The following is a 12,548-nucleotide window of genomic DNA, read 5'->3' as shown; positions in this document are numbered from 1 at the left end:
CGCAAAGGCCGCTTTCTGAGCGGCCTTTTCCTTTCAGAGTTGCACCAGCAATTTACGTTTTTCTTCCGGCAGTAAATTCACCGCCTGCTGATAAGACGCATCCACCAGATAATAGATTTGCGAATCTGGCAGCGAACCGTCGAGATACACGGTGCTCCAGTGCGCTTTATTCAGATGGCGGCTTGGACGCACATCGCTGTGCTGCTGACGTAGCAGCTCCGCCAGCTCCGGGCTGGTTTTCAGCGAAACAGCTGGGCGATTTTCTACTTCTTTCACCATCGCAAACAGTACATCTTCCACTTTGATCTGCGTCGCTTTCCAGTCGTTATGCACGCTCTGTTCTGCGCCTGGTTTTGCCATGCAATATTGTAGCAACTCCGAAATGGTCATTTTTTACTCCCCTTGTAGTGTCGCGATGATGCGACGCGATCCGCCGTGGATGCGATGTTCCCCCAGCCAGATGCCTTGCCAGGTGCCGGTCTGAATACGCCCTTTATGCACCGGCAATACAAGCGATGTTCCCAGCATTGAGGATTTGATATGAGAAGGCATATCGTCTGCTCCCTCATAGTCATGCTCATAATTTCCGTTATCGGGAACGGTGCGGAGGAAAAAACGCTCCATGTCGTGGCGTACGGTGGGATCGCAGTTCTCATTAAGTGTCAGAGAGGCGGAGGTATGTTGCAGCAACAGATGCAGTAAACCGATGTTAACGCGCGGCATATCAGCCAGCTGATGCAGTATTTCATCCGTTACCAGATGAAATCCACGAGATTTGGCGCTAAGCGTGAGCGTCTTTTGATACCACATGTGCTGCTCCTTGATAAAACTCTCTTAATCAGTTTGCAGCAAGACAGCGAAAGGATAAAGGTGTGATTAAAAAAACAGCATTCGGGAGAGTGTCACGCTCTCCCGCTCTGTCAGTATTCTGAATTGACGATCACCTCTTCACCAAACGCACCCGCTTGTGGCAAGGGTTTGTAGGTAGAGTTGGAGGCGCGCAGAATGCGGATACCACGAGCACCGACTTCGCGTGCGGCGGTAATATCGTTATCGGAATCGCCATAAAAAATTCGGATATTTTTATCCTGTAGCCATTGCGATTTTGTATTTTGACCTGGTTTATCGCCTGCAAAAATTACCGGATTCATGTTGGTGGCAGGAATATGAAAATTATCCGCCAGCGTTTTTGAAACCGTTTCTGTTTTCGTCGGGCTACGACCAGTCACAAAGAAGATCGCGTCACCGCGGCGTACATGCATATCAATCAGCTGGCGAGCGACCTCTTTTGGAATGCTGAATTCATCCCAGCCATTGTTCATTTTTTCCCAGAACACAGGATTTTTCAGATAATCTTCGCTTTCTGGCGAGAAGGTTTTTTTGCCGCGCCAGAAGCCCGGACTGGAAAAAAGTACCGTGTCATCGATATCAAACCCCACCGCCATTGGCGGACGCCCTGCGAGGCTATTTTCAATTTGTGCGACCGAAACCCAATGAATTGGTGCCTGTTCAGCAAGCCTGGCAACGTTAGTACCAGGGTTAAGCGGTGAAGGAGATGAGGCCAGGGCAACAGCGGAACTGTTTAGAGCGAACAATAAGCAAACGGCACTCAAAGCCTGTGTGATCTTGCGCATATTTTTCCCTAAATAGTCAGTCTATTGAAACGTTTTATTATGAGATTTGTTGCAAAAACCATCTGACCATAACGCCAGCTGCCAGGGAATAAAAGGGTTATCTACGGCTTTTGTTAAGAAAGGGAGCAGGATCACATGCGATCAGACTATGTTTGTTGTATTTAATAACTTAATGGCTCTCTATCGTGTAAAAATATTCGGATATAAAAACTTCTATTTTCTCAGTAGGAAATATCGATTATCAGAACCCATTCCTTTGTACGATTAGCCGAAAAAATACGTATACCCACTTATTGATGATTGAGCAGGCGGCTGTTCATCCGCCTGCCAACGACATTACATCACCGCAGCAAACGCCTTTGCCACACGTTGTACATTTGCCGTATTTAACCCGGCGACACACATGCGACCGCTGGCGATGAGATAGACACCAAATTCTTCACGTAGTCGGTCAACCTGAGCGGCACTTAAACCGGTATAACTGAACATACCGCGCTGATTAAGCAGATAATCGAAATTGCGTTCTGGCATTTCTGTGCTCAATACCTTCACCAGTTCCTGACGCATCGCCAGAATGCGAGTACGCATCTCTTCTACTTCCGCCAGCCAGCTGGCTTTCAATGCCTCGTCATTCAGCACCGCAGCCACCACCTGCGCACCAAAATTCGGCGGGCTGGAGTAGTTGCGGCGAACTGTTGCTTTCAATTGCCCCAGTACGCGGCCTGCGGCTTCGGCATCTTCACACAGCACAGAAAGTCCGCCGACGCGCTCGCCGTAAAGGGAGAAAATTTTCGAGAACGAATTGCTCACCAGAGCGGGTAATCCAGCGCTGGCAATGGCGCGAATGGCGTAGGCATCCTCTTCCATACCGGCACCAAATCCTTGATAGGCAATATCAAGAAATGGGATAAGCTCGCGGGCTTTGAGAATTTCAATCACCGCATCCCACTGGTCATTGGTGAGATCGGCACCGGTTGGGTTGTGGCAGCATGGATGCAGCAACACAATACTGCGGGCAGGTAATGTTTCCAGCGTCGCTAACAGGTCATTAAAACGCACGCCGTTGGTTGCTTTGTCGTACCAGGGGTAAGTACTCACTTCGAAACCAGCCCCGGCGAATATTGCTACGTGGTTTTCCCAGGTGGGATCGCTGACCCATACACCTGATTCCGGGAAGTAGCGTTTCAGGAAATCTGCGCCCACTTTCAATGCCCCTGAGCCGCCAAGGGTTTGAATGGTTGCTACGCGCTGTTGTTGCAGTACCGGATGGTCCGCACCAAACAGCAGCGGCGCAATGGCATGGCGATAGCTATTAAGCCCTTCCATCGGTAAATAAAGCGAAGCGCCATGAGGCTGCGCATTCAGGCGCGCTTCCGCATCCGCCACGGCTTTCAGTTGGGGAATAATTCCGTCTTCGTTGTAGTACAGACCGATACTTAAATTCACTTTGTCGCTGCGAGGGTCTTCTTTGAAACGCTCCATAAGCGTAAGAATCGGGTCGCCAGCGTAGGCGTCAACTTTTTGAAACACGCGATGGTTCTCCAGGTTTACGGGCAGGTGGTTAAACCACAATAAACCGGAAGGTGGGGAAGATCGAGAGGATGTTCAGGGGTGAACGACAATTAGCAACAAAAAGTGACCAATGACAAACGCACATTCGCCAGAGGCACGACCTTTATAACAGCATGAAATAATATCAATTTATTGAATTAGTAAGATTTTATTAGCCGGATAGGCATTCATACCACATCCGGCACAGATAATCAGATATTACAGAACGATTAATCCACGTATTTCATCGCGACCCTTGAAGTCAGGCGCGTGATAAGTTCGTAAGCGCTCACTTTCGTCATTTCAGCGATACGTTCTACGGGCAAACCTTCGCCCCATAAAATGACCGGGTCCCCGGCTTTATCCTGCGCCTGTGGACCTAAGTCGACGCAGATCATATCCATCGCGACTCGCCCGACAATCGGCACTTCGCGACCGTTCACCAGCACTGGCGTACCGGACGGCGCGGCGCGCGGATAACCATCGCCATAACCCATAGCGACTACGCCAAGACGGGTATTACGTTCGCTTACCCAGGTTCCACCATAACCGACAGGCTCTCCGGCTTTATGCTCACGCACAGCAATCAGGCTGGAGGTCAATGACATTACCGGCTGACAGCCAAAATCGGCACCGGTGGAGCGATCTTCCAGCGGCGAGACACCGTAAAGAATGATGCCCGGGCGCACCCAGTCAAAATGTGACTGTGGCCACAGCAGAATGCCCCCCGACGCGGCAATGGAACGTTGACCAGGTTTGCCTTCACAAAAGGTATTAAAGATATCGAGTTGTTTCTCGGTTGCACCGCATTTTGGCTCATCCGCGCGCGCAAAATGGCTGACAATATTCACCGGCTGACGAACGTTTTTGCACTGGGTCAGGCGATGATAAAACGTCTCAGCCTGTTCCGGCCTTACACCCAGACGGTGCATACCAGTATCGAGTTTCATCCAGACGGTAACCGGCTCGTCCAGGCTAGCCTCTTCCAGCGCAGCAAGCTGTTCTTCGTTATGCACGGCGGTATGAAAATGCTGCGCAGAAATCGTCGGTAAATCTCTGGCATCAAAAAAGCCTTCGAGTAACAGTACAGGTTTGGTGATTCCCCCCGCACGCAGTCGCAGAGCTTCTTCGAGACGGGCTACGCCAAAGGCGTCAGCATCGGGGAGCGTTCGCGCGGTCTCAAGAAGACCGTGACCATAAGCGTTCGCTTTCACCACCGCAACCATTTTACTGGCAGGAGCCAGTTCACGAAGACGTTGCAGGTTGTGTCGCAGAGCGCGGCGGTTAATCACAACAGTTGCCGCTTGCATTTGTGTTCCTTGATAAGTGTTTGCTTTAATTACCTAATTCATAAAATAATTATTATTCGTCGTCGTACTGCGGCCCCGCATAGTTGTCGAAGCGCGACCATTGACCGTTAAAGGTCAGGCGTACCGTCCCGATTGGGCCGTTACGTTGTTTACCGATAATAATTTCCGCGATGCCTTTTAAATCACTGTTTTCGTGATACACCTCATCACGATAGATAAACATGATCAAGTCCGCATCCTGCTCGATAGAGCCAGATTCACGCAGGTCGGAGTTGACCGGGCGTTTGTCGGCACGTTGTTCCAGAGAACGGTTCAACTGGGACAGCGCCACCACCGGCACGTTCAGTTCTTTCGCCAGTGCTTTCAGCGAGCGGGAGATTTCTGCAATTTCCAGGGTACGGTTATCGGAAAGTGCCGGTACACGCATCAATTGCAAGTAGTCGATCATGATAAGCCCGATGCCGCCGTGTTCACGGGCAATGCGGCGGGCGCGAGAGCGCACTTCTGTGGGCGTCAGACCGGAGGAATCATCAATATAGATATTACGTTTTTCCAGCAAAATGCCCATCGTGCCGGAAATGCGCGCCCAGTCTTCATCATCCAGTTGCCCGGTACGAATTTTAGTCTGGTCAACGCGCGACAGCGACGCCAGAGAACGCATCATAATCTGTTCTGATGGCATCTCAAGAGAGAAGATAAGTACCGGTTTATCTTGCAACATCGCCGCGTTTTCGACGAGGTTCATCGCAAATGTCGTTTTACCCATCGACGGACGCGCTGCGACGATGATCAAATCCGACGGCTGCAAACCAGCGGTTTTTTTGTTGAGATCGTCATAACCGGTGTTTACCCCGGTAACGCCATCGTGTGGCTGCTGAAACAGCTGCTCAATACGCGCCACGGTTGCGTCGAGCACATCGGCGATGTTCTTCGGCCCTTCGTCTTTGTTTGCACGACTTTCGGCAATTTTAAAGACGCGGGATTCAGCCAGGTCCAACAGGTCTTCGCTGGTTCGCCCCTGCGGATCAAAACCGGCTTCGGCAATCTCATTCGCGACAGAGATCATTTCACGGACAACGGCACGTTCACGCACGATGTCCGCATAGGCACTGATGTTCGCCGCACTTGGCGTATTTTTTGACAACTCTGCCAGGTAAGCAAAACCACCAACGCTGTCGAGTTGTCCCTGACGTTCCAGCGATTCCGCAAGGGTAATCAGATCGATAGGACTACCGCTTTCCTGCAAACGCGCCATTTCGGTAAAGATATGACGGTGTGGTCGGGTGTAAAAATCGTCTGCCACCACACGCTCGGCTACATCGTCCCAGCGTTCGTTATCCAGCATTAAACCGCCCAACACCGACTGCTCCGCTTCGATCGAGTGCGGAGGCACTTTCAGCCCGGCAACTTGTGGATCGCGTTCGCGGGGTTCAGCCTGCTGTTTGTTGAAGGGTTTATTTCCTGCCATAGTGAATGGAGTTACCGAGATAAAGAATGGGTCGAAACTTTACCATATGAAGCAGACCCTGACGATACGTTCTGGAGGACACATGGCAACACGAATTGAATTTCACAAGCACGGTGGCCCGGAAGTACTTCAAGCCGTAGAGTTCACTCCTGCCGATCCGGCGGAGAATGAAATCCAGGTCGAAAATAAAGCCATCGGCATCAATTTTATCGACACGTATATCCGCAGCGGCCTTTATCCGCCGCCATCGCTACCCAGCGGATTAGGTACCGAAGCGGCAGGCATCGTGAGTAAAGTCGGCAGTGGTGTAAAGCATATTAAGGCAGGCGATCGCGTAGTCTATGCACAGTCGGCATTAGGCGCTTACAGCTCTGTGCATAACGTCAATGCCGATAAAGCGGCGATTCTGCCCGCGGCAATTTCTTTTGAGCAAGCGGCGGCATCATTCCTGAAAGGCTTAACGGTTTATTATCTGCTGCGCAAAACCTATGAAATTAAACCTGATGAGCAGTTCCTGTTCCACGCAGCGGCTGGCGGCGTTGGCTTAATTGCCTGCCAGTGGGCAAAAGCCCTTGGGGCGAAACTTATCGGCACCGTGGGAACCGCGCAAAAAGCGCAGAGTGCGCTAAAAGCGGGCGCATGGCAGGTTATTAACTATCGCGAAGAGAATCTGGTCGAGCGGTTAAAAGAGATCACCGGTGGCAAGAAAGTGCGCGTGGTGTACGATTCCGTGGGCAGAGACACCTGGGAACGGTCGCTGGATTGCCTGCAACGCCGCGGCTTAATGGTCAGTTTTGGCAACTCATCAGGTGCGGTTACCGGTGTGAACTTAGGCATTCTCAATCAGAAAGGCTCGTTGTATGTGACACGCCCTTCCCTGCAAGGCTATATCACCACGCGGGAGGAATTAACCGAGGCCAGTAATGAACTATTCTCTTTGATTGCCAGCGGTGTGATTAAGGTCGATGTCGCCGAACAACAGAAATATCCGCTGAAGGATGCGCAGCGTGCGCATGAGATTCTGGAAAGCCGGGCGACGCAAGGCTCCAGCCTGTTGATTCCATAAAAGAAATAGGGCTTCCACCTGGGAAGCCCTTTCTTTTTATAGTTCGGCTGTATGTAGGGTACAGCACGATGAATCTGTTAGAGGCGCAATAGTGACAGATTTGATTATCAATTCCTATTTTGTTCTAAGGATAAAACCTTAGGTTGTGATCGTCCGCACAATCCCTTAGTAACGCCAACGGTCATAGCGCTGATATTTCGGCACTTTTGGTGCTTTAATCGCCTTAATAACCCACACTACCGCAATCGCCAATAACAGCCACGGCAGCAACTTAATCATCAATGCCAGCATACCGCCGAGGAACATAATGGCCGTCGCCACAACCAGCGCAGCGATAATACCCAGCAACGAAACGCCGGTGACCATCAGCATGACAAAAAAGCCAATCACAAAAAGTAGTTCCAGCATGATGCTCTCCCAAATATGAAATCTCTTGCTGGCATTACAAGAATCATGCCAAAACTAATTTATTGATTTAACAGCAAAACGCCCCGCGACGGTGCGCAGGGCGCGGTGAATTTGACTACTTTTTGGTGAAAAGTTAACGCTTATCTGCCACCAGTTTGAGCGCGTGTTCCAGCACGTTAATGTCAGCACCCGCTTTATGGGCATTTTCACTTAAATAACGCCGCCACTGCCGCGCGCCAGGAATACCCTGGAACAGCCCCAGCATATGCCGGGTAATATGGCCCAGATAAGTTCCCTGGCTGAGTTCACGCTCAATATACGGATACATGGCACGCACCACCGCCACCGGATCGGCATCGGTATCCGAGGAACCAAAAATCTCTCGGTCTACCGCCGCCAGAATACCCGGATTCTGATACGCCTCGCGCCCTACCATCACGCCATCCATATGTTGCAAATGCGCTTTAGCCTCTTCCAGCGACTTGATACCACCGTTAATCGACATCGTCAGATGCGGAAAGTCGCGCTTCAGTTGATAAACGCGCGGGTAATCAAGCGGCGGGATTTCACGGTTTTCTTTCGGGCTTAACCCAGAAAGCCAGGCTTTACGTGCGTGGATGATGAACATCTCACACTCGCCTTTGCCGGAAACGGTGTTGATGAAATCGCAGAGAAATTCATAGCTGTCCTGGTCATCGATGCCAATACGCGTTTTCACCGTCACCGGAATCGATACGACATCGCGCATCGCTTTCACGCAGTCGGCAACCAGCTGCGCATTGCCCATCAGGCACGCACCAAACATGCCGTTCTGTACCCGGTCAGACGGGCAGCCGACATTCAGGTTGATCTCATCATATCCGCGCGTTTCTGCCAGCTTCGCACACTGCGCCAGCGCCGCCGGATCGCTACCGCCCAGTTGCAACGCTACCGGATGTTCTTCTTCACTGTACGCCAGGTAATCACCTTTACCGTGAATAATCGCCCCTGTGGTCACCATTTCTGTATACAGCAACGTATTGCGGGAAAGCAGACGCAGGAAATAACGGCAGTGTCTGTCCGTCCAGTCGAGCATTGGTGCAACGCTAAACCGACCACTCCAGTGAACGTCAGTTTTTTCAGGCATTGCGCTGGTTTGGTTGATTTTTTGCATTTCAGAATTACCGTGCATTTTCAAATGTAGAGATTATTTTAACGATATATCATGGAGTTATGTTATTCAGCATCACTGTTCAGGAGGCTCAATAGCGGGGTACTATACCATAACAACAGGAAGCGCCTGGCTCTTTGAAAAAGAAAAATGAGATCCCTTCAAAGCGTGACGCTCTCGCGAATTGAAGAAATAATCTTATTAGATGTTAGCGTTGTGAAAAGCAATGATAAACAATTCAGTTTCGACGATAAATAAAAAATCATACATAAAAGCGTGTTGAACTATCTCGCGGCGAATGGCAATGATAGATAAAAAAGAACCCAAGCAATGTTGGGTTCTTTTATGTAAAAAATTCCATACTACAGAGAAAATTCATATTTTATTTTTTTAACACAATACCGAATAGGTCATAAATGAACTTAATAATATCTTCGTTAATGAGATCGTTGTCATTTATATCTTTGTCATTCATATCTTTGCCAATTACAATGGGTCCCGTTGAGTCTGGGTCAAATGATTGAACGAATTTAATTAACGTCTCACCTGCAGCCTGCATTTTTGTAATGTCTGTGATGTCTTTATTGTCTTCTTCAGCCTTCTTTTTCCTCTCATTCAGAATTAAATTAAAATCCAGTTCATTTTTATCTACTAATTCTTTCATATCCATCAGGCTTTTTTTCATCACTTGACGAGATAATATTTTTATCTTACTTGTTATGTAGTTTTCACAATAATCATTAACTCTTCGTGCTGTTGCTATGATATCAGCTGATGCACTACCATATGAGAATGAAAGTAAAAGGGAAGCCAAGGGTTTTAAGCGAGCATCGTTCTTTGCTTTATATGCATTTTCCAAATTTAAAAAACCTTCGCTTACAGTTTTTAGATGTAATGACGCTACAGGTACTTTACCATAGGGTTTATCATAAAATAGCTGAATTGCGGAGGGAAGGTCATTCTGATTTATTACATCGAAAGTACACCTGTCTATTAGAGTTGCATCGCTATTTTCCATTGGATTACAAACAAAATCCATCGCATAATGAAAAATCGCCCGTTCTACAAATGCAGAAATATAGTCACGATCACCTAATTGCTCATTAGTGCACTGTACAATACACTCGTCAACCCAATCTTTGAGAGCATTTATTCGTCCAATTAAGGAAACATTCTTTTCACTTGCAGTCCATAAATTATGGGTAATACTCTGAATAAACAAATCTATTTTTGCAATAATCGCAGCGCGATTACTCATCGTTGCATAATCAACCGATTTATTATACATATCCTTAAGTTTTTCCGAGCTTACATTTTTATTATCGTATTGATTTGAGTTGAGGCTTTTATTAAAGTAATCTCTTGAACTTCCTATTATACTTGACATAATTTATCCACCTTTTTACCGAGCTGTATCATTCTTATAATTCATTTGACAAAAAGTCACTATCAAAAACCGCTCATAATTTCTGATCTGTAGGCATACTTTCAAACGCATTTAAATAAATAGCGAGTTAACTTCAAGCAATGTATTTAAAAATGGAGTAATAATTATTGTCATGTTGATAATGGTGTCACCTGGCTATACAACACCTTACCTATGAAACAGAAAATCAACATTACAACAACAATAAGGGTTCTCGGTGTTTTTCCTGGAACATGGTAAAGTAAGGACATTCTTAACCCACACCTTGAGGTGCCCGATGGAAAAGACCACAACGCAGGAATTATTAGCGCAGGCTGAAAAACTCTGTGCGCAGCGTAATGTGCGCCTGACCCCGCAGCGCCTGGAAGTGTTACGCCTGATGAGTCTGCAGGATGGCGCTATCAGCGCTTATGATCTGCTTGATTTGTTGCGCGAAGCTGAACCGCAAGCCAAGCCGCCAACGGTTTACCGCGCGCTAGACTTTCTCCTTGAGCAAGGGTTTGTGCATAAAGTTGAGTCCACCAACAGCTATGTGCTCTGTCATCTGTTCGACCAGCCAACGCATACTTCAGCTATGTTTATTTGCGATCGCTGCGGTGCGGTGAAAGAAGAGTGTGCGGAAGGTGTGGAGGACATCATGCATACGCTGGCGGCAAAAATGGGTTTTGCCCTGCGGCATAATGTGATTGAAGCACATGGATTATGTTCAGCATGTGTAGAAATAGAAGCGTGTCGTCATCCTGAACAGTGCCACCATGACCACTCTATTCAGGTGAAAAAGAAATCTCGCTAACAGGGCGTACATCCTTGTACACGTCGGGCAGAAGGGATTAATTACCAGCGATATTCATTGCGGGTTTCCCAATCCACGACCTCTTTTTCTGCCTGATCTTTCTGATAACCATAACGTTCCTGGATTTTACCGACCAGTTGATCACGTTTACCTTCAATGACCGTCATATCATCATCGGTCAGTTTGCCCCATTGCTCTTTCACTTTACCTTTAAACTGTTTCCAGTTACCGCCGGCTTCATCTTTATTCATAATCAAGACCTCATCGTTAGGTTGTGAATGAGAGTACGCTCACTTTTCTTCTGAACGTGAGATTAAGTGTAGTCAGGAATTTTACCCAGGATTATTTATTCAGAATTTTTAACCGTCACGTTGCTGCAAACCAGGTACCGTTGCGCCAGTGACGCTGCCAGATAGCTGCCAGAGAAAGCCCGCGCAGCGCCAGAAAGACAGTTAACGCCAACCACAAACCATGATTGCCCAGCCACGGCAGCGTAAGGAGCGTCAGGGCAAAACCTGCTGCTGCTACCGCCATACTGTTACGCATTTCAGCCGCACGCGTTGCGCCTATAAACATGCCGTCCAGTAGATAACACCAGACACCGACCAATGGCAAAATCACCTGCCAGATAAGATAGCGGTCGGCCAGCTGTTGAATCTGGGTTAACGACGTCAACAACGCAATGATGTGTTCCCCTGCCAGTAAATAAATCACCGAAAACAGCAGTGCAACGATCCCCGACTGGCGGCACGCTGCGCGCCAGACCTCCAATAGCTGGCTCCCGTCGCGCGCACCGTACGCCTGACCTGAATGCGCTTCAACCGCGTAGGCAAAACCATCAAGCGCATAGGCGGTAAAGGTGAGTAGCGTCATCAGAACCGCGTTTACCGCGATGATGTCACTTCCAAGTCGTGCGCCAAGTACGGTGATCGCACCAAAACAGAGTTGCAGCAACAGCGAGCGCAGCATGATATCGCGGTTAAGCGCCAGCAAACGGCGGAAATTACCTCGCCAGGCTTTTTTCAGCATTTCGCCGGAGATACCGCGTGTTTTGATGATTTTACGCACTAGTAGCAGACCAATCAGCAATGTTGCATATTCCGCAATAACCGTCGCCAGCGCAGCGCCCTGCACGTTCATATGCAGCCCCATCACCAGCCAGACATCCAGCACTATGTTGAGAATATTGCCGACTACTAACAAAATTACTGGCGCACGGGCATATTGCACGCCGAGTAGCCAGCCAAGTAACACCAGATTCGCCAGCGACGCCGGTGCGCTTAACCAGCGGATTTCAAGAAAGCGCCGCGCCTGTTCCAGCACTGCTTCGCTACCGCCAACAATATGCAGCGCCAGATCGATAATCGGCGTACGCAGTAGCGCAATTAACGCCCCAGCCCCCAGAGCCAACAGCAACGGCTGTACCAGCGCACGGGCTAATGCCTGGGGATTTTGGGCACCATAAGCCTGCGCAGTAAGCCCGGTGGTGCTCATGCGCAAAAACAGCAACAGCATAAAGAGAAAGCTGGTCGCCGTTGCACCAACCGCCACACCGCCCAGATAAACCGGACTATCAAGATGACCAATAACCGCCGTATCGACCAGCCCAAGCAACGGGACGGTGATATTGGAGAAAATCATGGGTAAGGCGAGATGCCAGAGTGCTTTATCAGATGAAGTGAGGAATGCCATGCAGACAAGCCTGATGAAGAGAGATGAAAAACAAACCGCGACGCCAGGCG

General features: G+C 48.9%; 13 protein-coding genes. 2 read left to right on the top strand and 11 right to left on the bottom strand.

Annotation, left to right across the window (positions count from 1 at the left end):
* Positions 1–33 precede the first annotated feature (33 nt).
* From BGE37_RS16840 to dnaB, 6 genes are all read right to left on the bottom strand, one after another.
* Positions 34–390 (bottom strand): MmcQ/YjbR family DNA-binding protein, encoded by a 357-nt coding sequence (locus BGE37_RS16840; protein WP_000155657.1) that lies wholly within the window; start codon positions 388–390, stop codon positions 34–36.
* Positions 391–393: 3 nt separating this feature from the next.
* Entirely contained in the window at positions 394–810 is a 417-nt protein-coding gene (locus tag BGE37_RS16835; RefSeq protein ID WP_000270364.1) for a secondary thiamine-phosphate synthase enzyme YjbQ, read from the bottom strand.
* Positions 811–920: 110 nt separating this feature from the next.
* Entirely contained in the window at positions 921–1,634 is a 714-nt protein-coding gene (gene aphA / locus BGE37_RS16830; protein WP_105288237.1) for an acid phosphatase AphA, read from the bottom strand.
* Between the two features lie 336 nt (positions 1,635–1,970).
* The gene (gene tyrB / locus BGE37_RS16820; RefSeq protein ID WP_105288236.1) at positions 1,971–3,164 is read right to left on the bottom strand and encodes an aromatic amino acid transaminase; all 1,194 of its coding nucleotides are present in this window, start codon (positions 3,162–3,164) and stop codon (positions 1,971–1,973) included.
* A gap of 251 nt (positions 3,165–3,415) precedes the next feature.
* Complete coding sequence (gene alr / locus BGE37_RS16815; protein ID WP_001147343.1) at positions 3,416–4,495, bottom strand: alanine racemase; 1,080 nt, start codon at positions 4,493–4,495, stop codon at positions 3,416–3,418.
* A 52-nt stretch (positions 4,496–4,547) separates the two neighbouring features.
* Positions 4,548–5,963, bottom strand: coding sequence for a replicative DNA helicase (dnaB, locus tag BGE37_RS16810; protein WP_000918363.1), 1,416 nt, complete (start codon positions 5,961–5,963; stop codon positions 4,548–4,550).
* An 82-nt stretch (positions 5,964–6,045) separates the two neighbouring features.
* Between dnaB and BGE37_RS16805 the strand changes: the two genes are divergently transcribed.
* Complete coding sequence (locus BGE37_RS16805; RefSeq protein WP_001601108.1) at positions 6,046–7,029, top strand: quinone oxidoreductase; 984 nt, start codon at positions 6,046–6,048, stop codon at positions 7,027–7,029.
* 165 nt (positions 7,030–7,194) lie between these two features.
* On the opposite strand, the gene pspG is transcribed toward BGE37_RS16805, so the two are convergent.
* The 3 genes from pspG to BGE37_RS16790 form a co-directional block, all read right to left on the bottom strand.
* Positions 7,195–7,437: an envelope stress response protein PspG gene (gene pspG / locus BGE37_RS16800; protein WP_000891404.1), complete on the bottom strand. Its 243-nt coding sequence runs from the start codon at positions 7,435–7,437 to the stop codon at positions 7,195–7,197.
* A gap of 133 nt (positions 7,438–7,570) precedes the next feature.
* Positions 7,571–8,608 (bottom strand): tRNA dihydrouridine(20/20a) synthase DusA, encoded by a 1,038-nt coding sequence (gene dusA / locus BGE37_RS16795; protein WP_001355080.1) that lies wholly within the window; start codon positions 8,606–8,608, stop codon positions 7,571–7,573.
* Between the two features lie 361 nt (positions 8,609–8,969).
* The gene (locus BGE37_RS16790) at positions 8,970–9,974 is read right to left on the bottom strand and encodes a DUF2713 family protein (RefSeq protein ID WP_088541555.1); all 1,005 of its coding nucleotides are present in this window, start codon (positions 9,972–9,974) and stop codon (positions 8,970–8,972) included.
* A 316-nt stretch (positions 9,975–10,290) separates the two neighbouring features.
* Here BGE37_RS16790 and zur point away from each other — a divergent pair, with 316 nt between their 5' ends.
* Positions 10,291–10,806, top strand: a complete 516-nt coding sequence (gene zur / locus BGE37_RS16785; protein WP_001353540.1) for a zinc uptake transcriptional repressor Zur — start codon at positions 10,291–10,293, stop codon at positions 10,804–10,806.
* Between the two features lie 41 nt (positions 10,807–10,847).
* Here zur and BGE37_RS16780 read toward each other — a convergent pair whose 3' ends face one another.
* Together BGE37_RS16780 and dinF are read right to left on the bottom strand one after the other, a co-directional pair.
* Complete coding sequence (locus tag BGE37_RS16780) at positions 10,848–11,057, bottom strand: CsbD family protein (RefSeq protein WP_001030595.1); 210 nt, start codon at positions 11,055–11,057, stop codon at positions 10,848–10,850.
* A gap of 115 nt (positions 11,058–11,172) precedes the next feature.
* Positions 11,173–12,498, bottom strand: a complete 1,326-nt coding sequence (gene dinF, locus BGE37_RS16775; RefSeq protein ID WP_001353541.1) for an MATE family efflux transporter DinF — start codon at positions 12,496–12,498, stop codon at positions 11,173–11,175.
* Positions 12,499–12,548: the final 50 nt, after the last annotated feature.

Source organism: Escherichia sp. MOD1-EC6300 (assembly GCF_002965045.1).
Taxonomy (GTDB): Bacteria; Pseudomonadota; Gammaproteobacteria; order Enterobacterales; family Enterobacteriaceae; genus Escherichia; species Escherichia coli_F.
The sequence above is the reverse complement of the archived record's forward strand: the minus strand, read 5'-3'. Positions and strand labels throughout refer to the sequence as shown.